The sequence below is a fragment of the Sphingomonadaceae bacterium OTU29LAMAA1 genome (assembly GCA_024072375.1).
In the GTDB taxonomy this organism is placed as follows: domain Bacteria; phylum Pseudomonadota; class Alphaproteobacteria; order Sphingomonadales; family Sphingomonadaceae; genus Sphingomonas.
Window position 1 is genome coordinate 337,228 of sequence record CP099617.1, and the last position, 15,969, is coordinate 353,196.

The 15,969-nt window shown below is 64.8% G+C and carries 19 protein-coding genes; 12 read left to right on the plus strand and 7 right to left on the minus strand.

Annotated elements, in window-relative coordinates; translation table 11 throughout:
• Window positions 1-36: 36 nt before the first annotated feature.
• The gene (gene moaB, locus NF699_01920; GenBank protein ID USU05482.1) at window positions 37-564 is read left to right on the plus strand and encodes a molybdenum cofactor biosynthesis protein B; all 528 of its coding nucleotides are present in this window, start codon (window positions 37-39) and stop codon (window positions 562-564) included.
• A gap of 2 nt (window positions 565-566) precedes the next feature.
• On the opposite strand, the gene NF699_01925 is transcribed toward moaB, so the two are convergent.
• Window positions 567-902: a VOC family protein gene (locus tag NF699_01925; GenBank protein USU05483.1), complete on the minus strand. Its 336-nt coding sequence runs from the start codon at window positions 900-902 to the stop codon at window positions 567-569.
• Between the two features lie 60 nt (window positions 903-962).
• On the opposite strand from NF699_01925, the gene NF699_01930 reads away from it, so the two are divergent.
• From NF699_01930 to NF699_01940, 3 genes are all read left to right on the plus strand, one after another.
• Window positions 963-2,036 (plus strand): PA0069 family radical SAM protein, encoded by a 1,074-nt coding sequence (locus NF699_01930; GenBank protein USU05484.1) that lies wholly within the window; start codon window positions 963-965, stop codon window positions 2,034-2,036.
• A 42-nt stretch (window positions 2,037-2,078) separates the two neighbouring features.
• Window positions 2,079-3,464: a hypothetical protein gene (locus tag NF699_01935; protein ID USU05485.1), complete on the plus strand. Its 1,386-nt coding sequence runs from the start codon at window positions 2,079-2,081 to the stop codon at window positions 3,462-3,464.
• An 81-nt stretch (window positions 3,465-3,545) separates the two neighbouring features.
• Entirely contained in the window at window positions 3,546-4,073 is a 528-nt protein-coding gene (locus NF699_01940) for a ferritin-like domain-containing protein (GenBank protein ID USU05486.1), read from the plus strand.
• Window positions 4,074-4,358: 285 nt separating this feature from the next.
• On the opposite strand, the gene rutA is transcribed toward NF699_01940, so the two are convergent.
• The 5 genes from rutA to NF699_01965 all read right to left on the minus strand — a co-directional run bounded on the left by rutA (window position 4,359) and on the right by NF699_01965 (window position 8,682).
• Window positions 4,359-5,429, minus strand: coding sequence for a pyrimidine utilization protein A (gene rutA, locus NF699_01945; GenBank protein ID USU05487.1), 1,071 nt, complete (start codon window positions 5,427-5,429; stop codon window positions 4,359-4,361).
• 16 nt (window positions 5,430-5,445) lie between these two features.
• Window positions 5,446-6,231, minus strand: a complete 786-nt coding sequence (gene rutD, locus NF699_01950; protein USU05488.1) for a pyrimidine utilization protein D — start codon at window positions 6,229-6,231, stop codon at window positions 5,446-5,448.
• The gene (rutC, locus tag NF699_01955) at window positions 6,231-6,614 is read right to left on the minus strand and encodes a pyrimidine utilization protein C (GenBank protein ID USU05489.1); all 384 of its coding nucleotides are present in this window, start codon (window positions 6,612-6,614) and stop codon (window positions 6,231-6,233) included. Before rutC ends, rutD begins: the two co-directional genes overlap by 1 nt.
• 2 nt (window positions 6,615-6,616) lie before the next feature.
• A complete protein-coding gene (gene rutB / locus NF699_01960) occupies window positions 6,617-7,360 on the minus strand; it encodes a pyrimidine utilization protein B (GenBank protein USU05490.1) in 744 nt (247 codons plus the stop codon).
• Between the two features lie 101 nt (window positions 7,361-7,461).
• Window positions 7,462-8,682 (minus strand): NADP-dependent isocitrate dehydrogenase, encoded by a 1,221-nt coding sequence (locus NF699_01965; GenBank protein USU05491.1) that lies wholly within the window; start codon window positions 8,680-8,682, stop codon window positions 7,462-7,464.
• Between the two features lie 129 nt (window positions 8,683-8,811).
• Here NF699_01965 and NF699_01970 point away from each other — a divergent pair, with 129 nt between their 5' ends.
• Both NF699_01970 and NF699_01975 read left to right on the plus strand, forming a co-directional pair.
• Complete coding sequence (locus NF699_01970; GenBank protein USU06961.1) at window positions 8,812-9,543, plus strand: phosphatidylserine decarboxylase; 732 nt, start codon at window positions 8,812-8,814, stop codon at window positions 9,541-9,543.
• Window positions 9,543-10,331, plus strand: a complete 789-nt coding sequence (locus NF699_01975; GenBank protein ID USU05492.1) for a phosphatidylcholine/phosphatidylserine synthase — start codon at window positions 9,543-9,545, stop codon at window positions 10,329-10,331. The genes NF699_01970 and NF699_01975 overlap by 1 nt, the downstream gene beginning before the upstream one ends.
• Here NF699_01975 and NF699_01980 read toward each other — a convergent pair.
• Entirely contained in the window at window positions 10,306-10,542 is a 237-nt protein-coding gene (locus NF699_01980) for a hypothetical protein (GenBank protein ID USU05493.1), read from the minus strand. The two genes, NF699_01975 and NF699_01980, sit on opposite strands and share 26 nt — an antisense overlap.
• 333 nt (window positions 10,543-10,875) lie before the next feature.
• On the opposite strand from NF699_01980, the gene rpsB reads away from it, so the two are divergent.
• From rpsB to NF699_02010, 6 genes are all read left to right on the plus strand, one after another.
• Entirely contained in the window at window positions 10,876-11,763 is an 888-nt protein-coding gene (gene rpsB, locus NF699_01985; GenBank protein ID USU05494.1) for a 30S ribosomal protein S2, read from the plus strand.
• Window positions 11,764-11,848: 85 nt separating this feature from the next.
• The gene (gene tsf, locus NF699_01990) at window positions 11,849-12,781 is read left to right on the plus strand and encodes a translation elongation factor Ts (GenBank protein USU05495.1); all 933 of its coding nucleotides are present in this window, start codon (window positions 11,849-11,851) and stop codon (window positions 12,779-12,781) included.
• A 299-nt stretch (window positions 12,782-13,080) separates the two neighbouring features.
• Complete coding sequence (gene pyrH / locus NF699_01995) at window positions 13,081-13,809, plus strand: UMP kinase (protein USU05496.1); 729 nt, start codon at window positions 13,081-13,083, stop codon at window positions 13,807-13,809.
• Between the two features lie 3 nt (window positions 13,810-13,812).
• Window positions 13,813-14,370 (plus strand): ribosome recycling factor, encoded by a 558-nt coding sequence (frr, locus tag NF699_02000; GenBank protein USU05497.1) that lies wholly within the window; start codon window positions 13,813-13,815, stop codon window positions 14,368-14,370.
• A 73-nt stretch (window positions 14,371-14,443) separates the two neighbouring features.
• Entirely contained in the window at window positions 14,444-15,181 is a 738-nt protein-coding gene (locus tag NF699_02005; protein ID USU05498.1) for an isoprenyl transferase, read from the plus strand.
• 62 nt (window positions 15,182-15,243) lie between these two features.
• Entirely contained in the window at window positions 15,244-15,969 is a 726-nt protein-coding gene (locus tag NF699_02010; protein USU06962.1) for a phosphatidate cytidylyltransferase, read from the plus strand.

Below are 15,969 nucleotides of genomic sequence, written 5' to 3' on the forward strand. Positions count from 1 at the left end.
GCTGCCCGGATGCCTGACGTACGAAAGCCGAAGTCCATGCCGATCGACACCAGCCTCCCGTTCCGTCCGGTCAACATCGCCGTCCTCACGGTCAGCGACACCCGCAGCCTTGCCGAGGATCGCTCCGGCGACACGCTGGTCGAACGCCTGACCACCGCCGGCCACGTTCTGGTGGACCGCGACATCCTGCGCGACGACACCGACGCGATCGTCACCCGGCTTCACCGCTGGGTCGACGACGAGACGGTCGATTGCGTCATCACCACCGGCGGCACCGGGGTCACCGGTCGCGACGTCACGCCCGAGGCGATCGAGCGCGTCGCCACCAAGATGATCCCCGGCTTCGGCGAACTGTTCCGCTATCTTAGCTACGCCAAGATCGGCACGTCGACCGTTCAGTCCCGCGCCTGCGCCTGCGTTGCCCGCGGCACCTACATCTTCGCGCTTCCCGGCTCCACCGGCGCGGTGAAGGACGGCTGGGACGGCATCCTCGCCGACCAGCTCGACAGGCGCCACCGCCCCTGCAACTTCGTCGAGCTGATGCCCCGCCTGACGGAGCGCTGAGTTCAGGCGACCTGCATCACAGCCAGTTCGTGCCCGTCCGGATCGGCGAAGTGGAACCGCCGCCCGCCCGGAAATGCGAAGGTAGCGACCGTCACCTGCCCACCGGCCGCTTCCACCGCAGCTAGCGCCGCATCGACATCCTCGACCTCGATCACCGGCAACGCCGCTGCGGTCTTCTGTGCGTAATCCGCCTGAAATCCCACGTCGGTATCGCCCGTCACCGTGGCGGCATAGGTCGGCCCGAAGTCGCTGAACGCCCAACCAAACGCGGCGCCGTAGAAGGCCTTCGCCCGCGCCGTATCCGCCACCGGCAGCTCGAGATAGTTCATCCGTGCCATCGCCTGCGTCCTTCCAGCAAAGTTCTTGCTATGTTCTATATCGCCGCCTAGCGATACGCAATGGCCCATGCCAAACGCCCGATCCGCGGTGCGACCGTCAACACGGATAGCCGCCGCTTCAACCTGCCGCAGACGGAGGCGGACGGCGACTGGCTGGACGCGCGCGGTGACGTCGATGGCGCCCCGGCACGCCTGCGCACCACCGTCACGGTCGAACATCCTCGCACGATCATCAGTCGCAACACCTCGCCCGACATCGGCTTCGATCGCTCGATCAATCCATATCGTGGTTGCGAGCACGGCTGCATCTACTGCTTCGCGCGTCCCACGCATGCGTTCCACGATCTCTCCCCCGGCCTCGACTTCGAATCGCGCCTGTTCGCCAAGCCGGAAGCCGCCGATCTGCTCCGTGCCGAGTTGCGAAAGCCCGGCTACACCGTCGCGCCGATCGCGCTCGGCACCAATACCGATCCCTATCAGCCGATCGAAAGCGACTGGCGGATCACCCGCAGCATCATCGAGGTGCTGCACGCGACCGACCATCCGCTCACTATCACCACCAAATCCGACCGCGTCGTGCGCGATATCGACCTGCTGGCCGACATGGCGGCGAAAGGCCTCGCCGGCGTCGCCATGTCGATCACCTCGCTCGATCCGAAGATCGCCAGCACCATCGAACCGCGCGCGCCTCACCCCGAACGCCGGCTGAAGGCGGTGCGCGCGCTCGCCGTCGCCGGCGTTCCCGTCTATGTCTCTATTGCGCCGATCATCCCGGCGATCACTGATCACGAACTGGAGCATCTCGTCGCGCGCGCGGCCGGGGCGGGCGCGCGCGCCTGCTTCTTCATCCCCGTCCGCCTGCCGCATGAAGTCGCGCCGCTGTTCCGTGAGTGGCTCGACACCCACTTTCCGGATCGCGCCGGCAAGGTCATGGCCACGATCGCCTCCCTCCGCGGCGGCAAGGACAACGACCCGGAATTCTTTACCCGTATGCGCGGATCGGGGCCATGGGCGGACCTGCTGCGAACCCGCTTCCGGATCGCCACGCGCAAGCACGGCCTCGTTCACCGGCCGCCACCCCTTCGCACGGATCTGTTCCGCCCGCCCGCCGGCGCGCAGGGCGAACTGTTCTGATCTTATCGCATCGCTAACCATCTTGCGGCATGAGGGGCGTGCATGACCCCGCGGCGTATCTGGCTGATCCTGTTTCTCGTCGCATGCGCGCTGCGGTTGCCCGACGTCGGCAACCCGCTGGTCGACGTCGACGAGCAGATGTACCTGCTCGTCGCGCAAAGGATGTGGGACGGTGCCGTCCCATACGTCGATATCTGGGACCGCAAGCCGATCGGGTTGTTCCTGATCTATATCGCCAGCGGCGTGCTGCCCGGTGATCCGGTGGTCGCCTGTCACCTGCTCGCACTTGCCGCCGCGTTCGCCACCGCCGGGCTGATCGCTCGCCTCGCCCGTCGTATCGCGACCCCGGCGGGCGCACTCGCTGCCGGTATCCTCTATCTGGTCTGGCTCGAACTGCTCGGCGGTCGAGGCGGGCAGTCGCCGGTCTTCTACAATCTGGCGATGGTCGTCGCAGCCGGATTGACGACGCAGGCGATCGACGGCCGACGCCGCGCCGCGCCGCTGGCGATGCTGTTTGCCGGCATCGGGCTTCAGATTAAACCGACGATCGTGTTCGAGGGCGTATTCTTCGGCGTCACGATCCTGACCGCGTCATGGTACCGGCGTCGTAGCATCGTCGACCTAGCCACCACCGGCGCCGTTTGCGTCGCCATAGCGCTGGTCCCGACCGCCATTGCCTATGCGACCTACGCCGCGATCGGCCACGCCGATGCATGGTGGTTCGCCAACGTCGACTCCATCTTTCTCCGCCGCATGACGCCCGACGATCCGACCCTGAGCCGTCTGGTGGGCGTCATGGCCGTGCTGTCCATCCCGGCGCTTCTCGCGATCCGCGGCGCCATGCTGCAGCGTGGCCGCACGCGTATGCTTCTGTGCGGCTGGCTGATCGCCGCGACGATCGGCTGGCTGCTGGTGCCGCCCTATTTCAACCATTACGCGCTGCCGCTGCTCGTACCGTTCGCCGTCGCCAGTGCCGCCGCGCTGGATCGCCGCCCGTTGCGGATCGTCGCGGGTTTAGTCGGGGCCGGTCTGTTGCTGCTCAGCGGCTATCCACATTGGGGCGACCGCACCGATTCCCGTCATCGCCTCGCCGAGCTCTCCGCTGTGATCGATCGCGCGCGAGGGCAGGGTTGCTTGTTCGTCTTCCAGGCCCCGCCCGCGCTCTATTCCACCACCGGATCATGCCTGCCGACGCGCTATCCCTTCCCCTATCACCTCGTCGAGGCGAGCGAGGCAGGTGCGATCGGAGTCGATCAGGATGCCGAGGTCGCCCGCGTCCTCGGCGCCGGGCCACCGGTGATCGCCGTCGGCGACATCCGTCGCAATCGGGCCCGTCCGTCCGTGCAGCGCGTCGCCCGCGCGCTTGCCGATCATTATCGCCCGATCGCCAGTGACCTCGGCGTGACCGTGTATCGCCGGGTCAACTAACGCAAATCAGGACGTTTTCTTGCATCCCTGCGCGACCCGATCCGTTGAGTCGGCGAACCTCACGCAGCAGGAGCATCGATCATGGCCACCACCGCGCCCAATCAGGACGTCGCGCAGGAACTGTTCGTCACCGGCCTCAAGAACGCGCACGGTGTAGAGCATCAGGCGCTTGCGTTGATCGACCGCCAGCTCGATCACCTCGCCAATTACCCGGAGGTTTCGGAGCAGTTGCGCATGCACCGGAACGAAACCGAACAGCAGATCAGTCGTATCGATGAAATCCTGTCCGGCTTCGACGCCAGGCCGTCGGCGCTCAAGGACCTGGGCCTCAGCCTGTCAGGTAACATGGCCGCGCTCGCGCACGTTTTCGCCCCGGATGAGATCCTCAAGAACAGCTTCGCCAATTACGCGTTCGAGAATTTCGAGATTGCCAGTTATACCGGCTTGCTGACGCTCGCCGACCTCGGCGGGTACACCAACCAACAAGCGTTGCTGCGCGAATCGTTGTCGGAAGAGCAGCGTATGGCGGCCTGGGTCATCGAGAATATCCCTGCGCTGACCCGCAAATATGCCGGGCTACGCGCCGCCGGCGAAACCGCCAGCCATTGATCGACCCTATCTTTGCGGCCGGCCGGGGATATCCGGTCGGTCGCGACCGTTCTGACTGAAGCCTCGATCCACGGGGCGTGGTGCAACAGGAGACGATCATGGCCGACCCGACCGAACCGGCGGAAGACGAGAACGTCGAACAGAATCCGGCAGACGAAGCCGAAGAATCCGGTGCCGGTTACGGCAACCACGGCGATGGGGGTCAGCAACGCTGACGACGACCCATACCGGCGGGGGAAAGGCGAATGCCGGTCTCCCGCCACATGGCCCATGATGCCACATGATCTATAACGGGATGTCCCGCCGGCTCGTCATCAGCGGCTGGATGCGTGTTCCGAAATCCTCCACTCCTTGCAGGAAATCGTCGAACGTCAGCAACACGCCGCCGGTGTTCGGTACGGCGGCCATCTCGTCCAGCATCCGTGCGACACTGGCATAGCTGCCCACCAGCGTTCCCATGTTGATGTTCACCGCGCCTTCGGGCGCGGCGAGCTGGCGCACGTTGGTGCTGGTGTTGACGGTGTCCTTTGCCCCCTGATCGGCAAGCCACGCGATCGCGTCGATATCGACGCCGGCGTTGTAATGCCGCCATTTCGTCATCGCCGCATCGTCGGTCTCGGCGGCGATGATCATCACCAGCACGAATACCGACACGTTCCGTCCGGTCTTCGCCGTCGCCTGCGCCAGCCGGGCGTTGTTCGAGGCGAACGCGGTCGGCGTGTTTACGCCCTTGCCAAGGCAAAAGGCATAATCCGCCCATTTCGCCGAAAACGCGAGGCCCTCGTCCGACGATCCGGCACAGATGATGCGCATGTCACCGGTCGGCTGCGGCCGCACCCGGCAATCCTCCATCCGGTAGTAATCGCCCTTGAAGTCGGAAACACCCTCAGCCCACAACTCGCGCAGGATGTGGGCATATTCGTCCAGCATCTTGTATCGATTGCGAAAATGCTCGTCGCCAGGCCACATTCCCATCTGCGTATATTCGGGCGGCTGCCATCCGGTGATGAGATTGAGGCCGAACCGTCCGTGGCTGATCGAATCGATCGTGTTGCACATGCGCGCCGCGAAGGCGGGCGGGATCACCAGAGTGGGGCAGGTCGCATAGATCTTGATCCGCTCAGTCACCGCCGCCAAGCCCGCCATCAGCGTGAAGCTCTCCAGCCCGTATTCCCAGAATTCGGTCTTGCCTCCGAACCCGCGTAGCTTGATCATCGACAGCAGGAAATCGAGGCCGTGCTCCTCCGCCCTCAGCGCGATCGCCTTGTTCAGGTCGAAGCTCGGCTTGTACTGCGGTGCGTTCTCGCTGATCAGCCAGCCATTGTTGTTGATGGGTACGAAAACGCCGACCTGCATGCCCTGATCTCCCGTCTCAGCCGTCGAGCCAGTCGAGCAGCCACATGTTGAAATGCTCGGCGCGGGTGACGTTGCAGGCGTGTCCACCTGTCGCCATCCGCGCCAGTTGCGCGTCGGGAATGTCCGCCGCCAGCCGCTCGGATTGCGCTGGCGGCACCAGCATATCGTCCTCGCTGACGACGATCAGCGTCGGCACGTGGATCGTCGGCAGGCGGTTCGCGATATCGAATCGTCGTGCCGCCGCGATCCGTCGCTGCACCATCTCCGCGCCGGGAAAATGGGCAAGCATCGCCTCCTCCTCCGCCTGCAACGTATCGTGATGATCCGAAATCCATTGCGCCGGATACAGGAACAGCGGCTGTGCATGCAGGAACGCGCGCGGGCCGCTGTCGCGCAGCAATGCCAGCCGCGTGTCGAAGCAGCGTGCGCTATGTGGATCGAGCCTCGCCCAGCCGTTGATGACGACCAGCCGTTCCAGCCGCTCCGGCCGCCCCAGTGCGATCGCCAGCCCGGCCATGCCGCCTATCGCGTGGCCGATGAGGGTGGCTTTCGGGATGTCCAGCGCGTCCATCAGCCTGACCATATCCTGCCCGATCGCCTCCAGTGTCAGGTCGCCCGGCACCTCGCGCGCGGATCGGCCGGTGCCCCGATGGTCGTAGACGATGACGCGGTGGCGCTGGGCGAGGGCCGCGATGTTCGGCGCCCAATAGTTCGCCGATCCGCCCAATCCGGGGGACAGCAATACCGTCGGCGCACCTGCGTCGCCATGCACCTCGTAATGGAGCCCCGCCGCCTGCGGCATCAGGCGAGATGCGCCACGCTGGCGATCTCGACGAGGCAGTCGGGCTTCACCAGATCGGCCTTGACGCAATAACGCGCAGGCTTCGCACCAGGAAAATACTCGGCATACACTGCGTTGAACGCGGCATAATCGGCGAAGTCCTTGAGGAAGATGTGGTTCATCGCCACGTCGGCCATCGTCGCGCCCGCCGCCTCCAGCGTGATGCGGATCGTGTCGAGCACCGCGCGGGTCTGCGCTGCCGCATCGCCGACGTGCAGCACCACACCGCCTTCGCCGAGCGCGAGCACGCCCGAGACATAGACCGTATTCCCGGCCTTTGCGCCGGCCGAATAGGGCGCGATCGGCGTCGGGAATTGCGGCGGATTGATCGCTTCGAACGGCATGTTCATTCCCCCGATGGACCGGTCTGCCGCTGGCCGAAGCTGCCGCAGAAATCCGCGACGCTGCTCACCCAGCCGAAGAACTTCTCGACATTGTAGACGGTCGCTTCCTGCATCATCGGCGGCCCGAGATGATGCGTCGCATCCTCCAGCATCACCCCGAAATATTCGAGGTGGAAGCCGTCGCGCAGCGTCGATTCTACGCAGACGTTGCTGGCGATCCCGACGAAGACGATGTTGCGGATGCCACGACTGCGCAGCACGCTGTCGAGCTGCGAATTGAAGAAGGCGGAATAGCGTGTCTTGTGAACGCGGATGTCACCGGGTTGCGGCTGCAACGCATCGACCAGCTCGTAATCCCAGCCGCCGCGCGCTAGGAACTTGCCGGCCAGTTCGGGCCGTGCGCGCATCGTCTTGAGTGCGTTGGACTTGTGCCAGTTGGGCGAACCCGGCCCACCCGCCTCGACATAGTCGGGATCCCAGCCGTTCTGCAGGAACACCACCGCCATCCCCGCCGCCCGCGCCGTGGCGAGCACCGCCGCGATCCGGTCGATCACCCCCGCTGATCCGGCGATGTCGAACCCGGCAAGGTCCACATAGCCGCCCTCGGTCGCATAGGCGTTCTGCATGTCTATCACGACCACCGCCGTTTCCGCCGGATCGAGCCGCAGCGCCTCCGGCCGGGCGGGCAGGGTCACGGCGCGGCTCTCGTCGGCGCCCATGCGAAGGATCGGTTCGGCTTCGGCCATGCGCCAAGCTGAACCGAACAGTGGCCATTGTGCAAGCGCGAAACAAAAAGAGGCTCGGAAGCGATGCTCCCGAGCCCCTTTTCCGCACGGGCGAGAGGTCTTTAGCCCCAGTTCGCCATCTTGCCTTCGAGATTGGCACGCACCGCCTCGAAGAACTGCTCGGTGGTCATCCACGGCTGGTCCGGACCGATCAGGATCGCAAGATCCTTGGTCATCTGGCCGTTCTCGACGCACTCGATGCAGCAACGCTCCAGTGTCTCGGCGAATTTCACCACTTCGGGCGTCTCGTCGAACTTGCCGCGATACTTCAGGCCGCCGGTCCATGCGAAGATCGACGCGATCGGGTTGGTCGACGTCGCCTTGCCCTGCTCATGCTGGCGGAAGTGGCGCGTGACGGTGCCGTGCGCCGCCTCTGCCTCGACCGTCTTGCCGTCCGGGGTCAGCAGCACCGAGGTCATCAGGCCGAGCGAGCCGAAGCCCTGCGCGACCTGATCCGACTGCACGTCGCCGTCGTAGTTCTTGCAGGCCCAGACGAACTCGCCGTTCCACTTCAGCGCCGATGCGACCATGTCGTCGATCAGGCGGTGTTCGTAGACGATGCCCGCTTCCTTGAACTTGTCCTTGAACTCGGCCTCGAACACCTCGGCGAACAGGTCTTTGAAGCGGCCGTCATAGGCCTTGAGGATCGTGTTCTTGGTCGACAGGTACACCGGCCACTTGAGATTGAGACCATAGTGCATCGACGCGCGGGCGAAGTCGCGGATCGAATCATCGAGGTTGTACATGCCCATCGCGACGCCCGACGAGGGGAACTGGAACACCTCCTCGTCGATCAGCGTGCCGTCGTCGCCCTCGAACACGAGGCGCAGCTTGCCCGGACCCGGTACGCGGAAATCGGTTGCCTTATACTGGTCGCCGAACGCGTGACGGCCGACGACGATCGGGTGCGTCCAGCCCGGGATCAGGCGGGGGACGTTCTTGATCACAATCGGTTCGCGGAAGACGACGCCGCCCAGGATGTTGCGGATCGTGCCGTTCGGCGACTTCCACATCTTCTTCAGGCCGAACTCCTCGACGCGCTGCTCGTCGGGGGTGATCGTCGCGCACTTGACCGCGACCCCATGCTTCTGCGTCGCCTTGGCCGCCTCGACCGTGACGCGATCTTCAGTCGCATCGCGATGCTCGATACCGAGGTCGTAATAGTCGAGCTCGATGTCGAGGTACGGCTTGATCAGGCGCTCGCGGATCCATTCCCAGATGATCCGCGTCATCTCGTCGCCGTCGATCTCGACGATCGGGTTCTTCACCTGAATCTTGGCCATTTTCACGTCCTATGGGAGGGGAATTTGCCGATGCGTCTAGGCACAAGCGGGCAGGGGATCAACCATTGGAGATAGTCCGAGCCGCCGGAGCGTTGTGTTGCATGAACGACACGGGTACACCCCATGGATATGCCATCGCTCGAAAAGCCCCCCCACACGCCGTTGCCCACCACGACCGTCAAGTGGCGCTTCCCGTCGGTACATCCAGAAGGTCACAAATATGCGGCCATCGCGCTGGGCATCACCCTGCTCGCTACGATCGTTACGAAGGTGCTGTTCTGGCCGCTGCTCGCCGTTGTGGTGTGGGTGCTCACTTTCTTCCGCGATCCGATCCGGACCACCCCGGTTGGCGAAGGCCTCATCATCGCGCCGGCGGATGGGCTGGTCACCATGATCCAACGGGTGCCGGTGCCGCGCGAACTCGTCGGCGACTTGGGGGATGCGTCGCTGATCCGCGTATCGATCTTCATGTCGGTGTTCGATGTTCATATTAACCGCACGCCGATCGCAGGTACGATCCGTCAAGTTGTTTACATCAGCGGCAAGTTCCTCAACGCCGATCTCGACAAGGCGTCGGATGAGAACGAACGCCAGCACATCGTCGTGGAAGGTCGCGACGGCCGCCGGATCGGCTTCACCCAGATCGCCGGCCTTGTTGCGCGCCGCATCGTCCCGTTCGTCAAGCCGGGCGACATGGTCGCCACCGGCCAGCGGATCGGTCTGATCCGCTTCGGCAGCCGCGTCGACGTGTTCCTACCCGACGACATCATTCCGCAGGTGACGCTCGGCCAGCGTTCGATCGCCGGTGAAACCGTCATCGGCCGCGTCGGCGGCACGCCGATCACCGGTATTGCCCAGTGATGGACCAGCGCGACCCGGCTGTTCCGCCCCGTCGTCGTCTGCCGCGCCGTCCGCGTGGTCTGCCGCTTCGCGCCGTCGCACCAAATGCGGTCACCGCATTGGCGCTGTGTTCCGGCCTCAGCGGCGTCCGTTTCGCTATTGGTGGCGAATGGCAGAGTGCAGTGGCGATGATCATGGTTGCGGGCGTACTGGATGGGCTCGACGGCCGCATCGCCCGGCTACTCCATGGTGAAAGCCGCTTTGGTGCCGAACTCGATTCCCTGTCCGATGCCATTTCCTTTGGCGTCGCGCCGGCCCTGATCCTCTATCTTTGGTCGCTTGCGGCATTGCCACGGCTCGGCTGGATCAGCGCCCTTATTCTTGCCGTGTTCTGCGCACTCAGGCTAGCGCGCTTCAACGCCAAGATCGACGAAACGGACCAGCCCCACAAATCTGCAGGGTTCCTGACCGGGGTGCCCGCGCCCGCCGGTGCAGGTCTCGCCATGCTGCCTATGTACTTCTGGTTTTGGACAGATCAGCCGATATTTGCATCGCCGTGGCTCGTTGCCCCCTGGGTCGCGCTCGTCGCCATGCTCATGGTATCGAGCGTCGCTACCTTCTCATGGACGTCGTTGAAGCTACGCCGCACGGTGCGCTTCGAGGCAATTGCGGGAGTCGTTCTGCTCGGGGCCGCTCTGGTCTCCGCCCCATGGCACACGCTCAGTGTGATCTGCGTATGCTATCTGCTGACGATCCCGTTCAGCATCGCGAGCTACACGCGCGTCAGGCGGCTGCGCGCAACGGGTTGACGCCAGCGGGAAGCGGCGCGGAAGCCCAGCGCCTGACGGCTATCCGGCGCTCTGCCGAAGCAAGCTGAGACAAGGGTGCAAAGGCCGGTTCCACATTGCCCGACGCCAGGCTGACGATCCGCCGCCATTGCGGCGCAACCGTCGCAGCGATGACGCCAACGGCCGTGAGAAACGCACCTGCAAACACGACAATACCAAGCACTGCAACCATCGAACCAACTCCCGGTCAGGTCTGCGAGCAACCTGTGGATAACTCGCTAAACCAGTGATTTGTCAGCAAGTTCCATGGCTGAACCAGATTCTTCCGTTTCGGACACTTTGCAGCGTCTTTAACCAGGATCGGAACGTTCATGTCCACTGTCTGGTCGCTTTATGTTCCACCTACGTTCCAAGTGTCAAGTGGGAACGTGTATCTTGCATCTTGCTGTCCGATCGACTAGTGGCGCCCCCCTCAACCCCGCATGGGAGGCATCATAGCCCGGTGCGTCGGCCGCAACGCTGACGTCATCCGCTTCCCAGAGGCTCAACCGGAAGGAATTATCCTATGGCGGCACCCGTCGTCACCATGCAGCAGCTCATCGAGACTGGTGCGCACTTCGGCCACCAGACGCATCGCTGGAATCCGAAGATGAAGCCTTACATCTTCGGCGATCGTAACGGCGTCCACATCCTCGACCTGTCGCAGACCGTTCCCCTCTTCGCGCGCGCGCTCGAGTTCGTCTCGTCGTCGGTCGCCGGTGGTGGCAAGGTCCTGTTCGTCGGCACCAAGCGCCAGGCGCAGGATGCCGTCGCCGATGCGGCGCGCCGTTCGGGCCAGCATTTCGTCAACCACCGCTGGCTGGGCGGCATGCTCACCAACTGGAAGACGATCTCCAAGTCGATCAGCCAGCTGAAGTCGCTTGAGGAGCAGCTCTCGGGCGATACGCACGGCCTTACCAAGAAAGAAGTGCTGCAGCTCACCCGCAAGAAGGAGAAGCTGGAGCTTTCGCTGGGCGGCATCCGTGACATGGGCGGCGTGCCCGACGTCATGTTCGTGATCGATGCGAACAAGGAAGAGCTGGCGATCAAGGAAGCCAACACTCTCGGCATTCCCGTCGTCGCGATCCTCGATTCGAACGTGTCGCCCGACGGCATCGCCTTCCCGGTTCCCGCGAACGACGACGCCAGCCGTGCCATCCGCCTGTATTGCGAAGCGATCGCCATCGCGGCGACCCGTGGCAATCAGGAGCAGCAGTCGCGCCGCGGCGTCGATCTGGGCGCGCAGGATGTCGCCCCGACCGAGGAGGCGCTGACCGTGCCGACCCCCGCGGCGCAGCCGGACGACGTGCAGGCGCCCGCCGAGCCGGAAGCCAAGGTTGCCGAGCCGGAAGCGGAGGCCGCCACGACCGTCGAAGGCGCCGGCACCGAGACCGAGCGCCAGATCGACGCGTAACGCCCGTCGTTGAAACGTCATGCGGGCGGGGTAGGGCGATGCCTTGCCTCGCCCGCAACCACATTCGAGTATAAGGATTACGCACATGGCTGAAGTTACCGCAGCGATGGTCAAGGACCTGCGCGAGAAGAGCGGCGCGGGCATGATGGATTGCAAGAAGGCGCTGAACGAGACCGCCGGCGATATGGACGGCGCGCTGGATTGGCTGCGTACCAAGGGTCTGGCAGCCGCTCAGAAGAAGTCGAGCCGCACCGCGGCCGAGGGCCTCGTCGGCGTTGCCACCGCCGGCACCAAGGGCGCGGCGGTCGAGGTGAATTCGGAAACCGATTTTGTCGCCAAGAACGACCAGTTCCAGCAGTTCGTCCGCGAAGTCACGCAGATCGCACTCGCCACCGGTGGCGATGTCGAGGCGCTGAAGGCCGAGGCGATGCCGTCGGGCACGACCGTGTCGGAAGTGCTGACCAACAACATCGCGACGATCGGTGAGAATCAGTCGCTGCGCCGCGCCAAGCGCCTCGAAGTGAGCAAGGGCGCGGTTGTGTCCTATGTCCACAACCAGGCATCGCCCGGCCTCGGCAAGATCGGCGTGCTCGTCGCGCTCGAATCAGACGCGTCGGACGAGGTGCTTCAGGGTCTCGGCAAGCAGCTCGCGATGCATATCGCCGCCGCTTTCCCGAAGGCTTTGAACGAAAACGACCTCGACGAGGGCGAGATCGAGCGCGAGCGCGCGATCGCCACCGAAAAGGCCGGCGAATCGGGCAAGCCCGCCGACATCATCGCCAAGATGGTCGAAGGCAGCATTGCCAAGTACCGCAAGGAGCATGCGCTGGTCAGCCAGCTGTTCGTCATGGACGGCAAGACCAAGATCAGCGACGTGGTGGCCAAGGCCGCCAAGGACGCCGGCACGGAGATCAAGCTGGTCGACTATGTCCGCTTCCAGCTCGGCGAAGGCATCGAGAAGGAAGCGTCGGACTTCGCCGCTGAAGTCGCTGCTGCCTCGGGCGTCGCGCAGAAGTAATGCTAGGGGAGGGCGGGCGACCGCTTTCCTCACGTCCTCCGTCACCCCGGATTCGTTCCGGGGTCCACCGGGCGGCACCGGAATCGCAGGAGCCTCCAGCTTTTCCCTTGGCCGGCAGGTGGACCCCGGAACGAGTCCGGGGTGACGCATGTGTGGGGTCGAATGCATTCCTCCCGATGCACGTCTCATGCACTCGCCGACAAAATCCTATGCACCTTACGCAACGCGCCCAGCCGAGGTTGCCCCTCCTGCGCGCCCCGCCTAAGGTCCGCGCCGCTTTCCCTCATCGTCAGGACCTCATGACCTCCGGCCCCCGCTTCAAACGTATCCTGCTCAAACTCTCCGGCGAAGTGCTGATGGGGGAGGGCGGTCTCGCGATCGATCCTACCGTCACCGCCCGCGTCGCGCAGGAAATCGCCGACGTTCGCGGTCAGGGTTACGAGCTGTGCATCGTCGTCGGGGGCGGCAACATTTTCCGCGGCCTCTCCGCCGCCGCCAAGGGCATCGAACGCGCCACTGCCGATTACATGGGCATGCTCGCGACCGTCATGAACGCGCTTGCGGTGCAGAACGCGCTCGAGCAGATCGGCGTCGATACCCGCGTGCAGTCTGCTATCCCGATGCAGTCGGTGTGCGAACCCTTCATCCGCCGCCGCGCCGAACGCCATCTGGAAAAGGGTCGCGTGGTGATCTTCGCCGCCGGCGTCGGCAGCCCGTTCTTTACGACCGATTCCGGTGCCGCGCTCCGCGCCGCCGAGATGAAGTGCGATGCGCTGTTCAAGGGTACCTCGGTCGACGGCGTCTACGATGCCGACCCCAAGAAGGTGCCGACCGCAACCCGCTACGACACCGTCAGCTATTCGCGGGTGCTGTCCGACGACCTCAAGGTCATGGACGCCAGTGCGATCGCATTGTGCCGCGACAACAACATCCCGATCGTCGTCTTCAACATCCGCGAACACGGCAATTTCGCCGCAGTCCTCGGCGGTGATGGCGTCTCGACGATCGTCCAGAGCGAACAGGAGTAGATCATGGCAGCCTATGACAAGGCCGACCTCGAACGCCGCATGGCCGGCGCCGTCGAATCGCTGAAGCACGACCTCAACGGCCTCCGCACCGGCCGCGCGTCGACCGCATTGCTCGATCCGGTGACGGTCGAAGTGTACGGCAGCCACATGCCGCTGACGCAGGTCGCGACCGTCTCCGTCCCCGAGCCGCGCATGCTGTCGGTGCAGGTGTGGGACAAGTCGAACGTCGGCCCCGTCGAAAAGGCGATCCGTTCGGCGGGTCTAGGCCTCAACCCGATCAACGACGGCCAGACGTTGCGCCTGCCCATCCCCGATCTGACCGAGGAGCGCCGCAAGGAACTCGCCAAGCTCGCCGGCAAATACGCTGAGGCGTCGCGTATCGCGGTGCGCAACGTCCGCCGCGACGGCATGGACAGCCTGAAGACCGACGAAAAGAAGGGCATCATCGCCGAGGACGAGCGCAAGCGCCACGAAACCGAGGTGCAGAAGCTGACCGACGCCACCATCGCCGAGCTCGACGCGGCCGCCGCGGCGAAGGAAAAGGAAATTCTCGGCAAGTGACGGGCAGGCAGCGCATGCTGTTTGGCTCATGCCGGGGGCATGGGCGGCCCGCCACTCCTCGGGATGCTGGACTATGAGCTCCGCACCGATCCTTTCCGCGGTACCGCAATCCGCGCTGGTTCCCCGGCATGTCGCCATCATCATGGACGGCAACGGCCGCTGGGCGAAGGCGCGGATGCTGCCGCGCGTCGCCGGGCACAAGGCCGGGGTCGAGGCGGTTCGCCGCGTCACCCGTGCTGCCCGTGCCCTCGGGGTCGAGGCGCTGACACTCTATGCCTTTTCCAGCGAGAACTGGCGACGTCCCGAGGATGAGGTCGGCGCGCTGATGGGCCTGCTGCGGCTGTTCATCCGCAGCGACCTCGCCGAACTGGTGGCGGAGAACGTCCGCCTCCGCGTGATCGGAGACTACCGCCGCTTCGCCCCCGATCTCGTCGCGCTGGTCGACGACGCGGTGGCGAAGACTGCGGGCAACACGGGACCGATCCTCGTGATCGCGCTCAACTATGGCTCGCAGGCCGAACTAGTCGCCGCGACGCAGCGCCTCGCCGCCCGCGCCGCTGCGGGCGAGATCGATCCCGCAGCGATCACGCCGGAGCATATCGAGGCGGAGCTCGACACCGCCGATCTGCCGCCGCTTGATCTCGTCATCCGCTCGTCGGGCGAACAGCGGCTGTCGAACTTCCTGCTGTGGCAGGCCGCCTATGCCGAGCTGTTGTTCATCGATACGCTCTGGCCCGACTTCACTGGCGACACTCTGGCGGATGCGATTGCGGCGTTCGGTCAGCGCCAGCGGCGTTACGGCGGCTTGTGAGCGACACGCCTGAGGCCCCGCGCCGGTCGGAGCTTGCGACGCGCACGCTGGCCGGCCTCGGCATGGTCGCGCTGGCGCTCGTCGCGCTCGCCTTCGGCGGCTTTCCGTTCTGGTTGCTCGCGGTCGTCGCTGGCGTCTTCATGATGGCGGAATGGAGCGAGTTGCATCTTGCCGAGCCGAAAACGAAGCGGCTCGGCCAATATGTCCTGTTCGTGCCGCTCGCGATCATGTGTCCGATCGCCGCCGGCCCCAACTTCTTCGCACTCGGCCTGCTGGTCGGTGCGTTCTTCTTTCTGACGATCGTCACCCGCCGCCCGCAACTGGGCCTTGGCGTCCTCTATTGCGGTCTGCCGGTCTATGCCCTGCTATTGATCCGGCATGAGCCCGACGGCATCCGCAACGCGCTCTGGGCGCTGAGCCTCGTCTGGGCAACCGATATCGGAGCCTATTTCGCCGGTCGCACGATCGGCGGGCCCAAGCTCGCCCCGACGATCAGTCCCAACAAGACATGGGCCGGGCTGATCGGCGGTATCGCCCTTGCTACAATCGTCGCCTTGCTGATGCATGCCTTCTACCTGCTGCCGTTGCGTTTCGTCATCGCCAGCCCCTTGCTCGCGATCCTCGCACAGGGCGGTGATCTATACGAAAGCTGGCTCAAGCGTCGCGCCGGGGTCAAGGATTCGGGCAGCGTCATCCCGGGCCACGGTGGCGTACTCGACCGGCTCGATGGTGTGGTGCCGGTGATGCCGCTGGCTGCGCTGCTCGTCGTCGTGCCGCTGGCGTTTTGA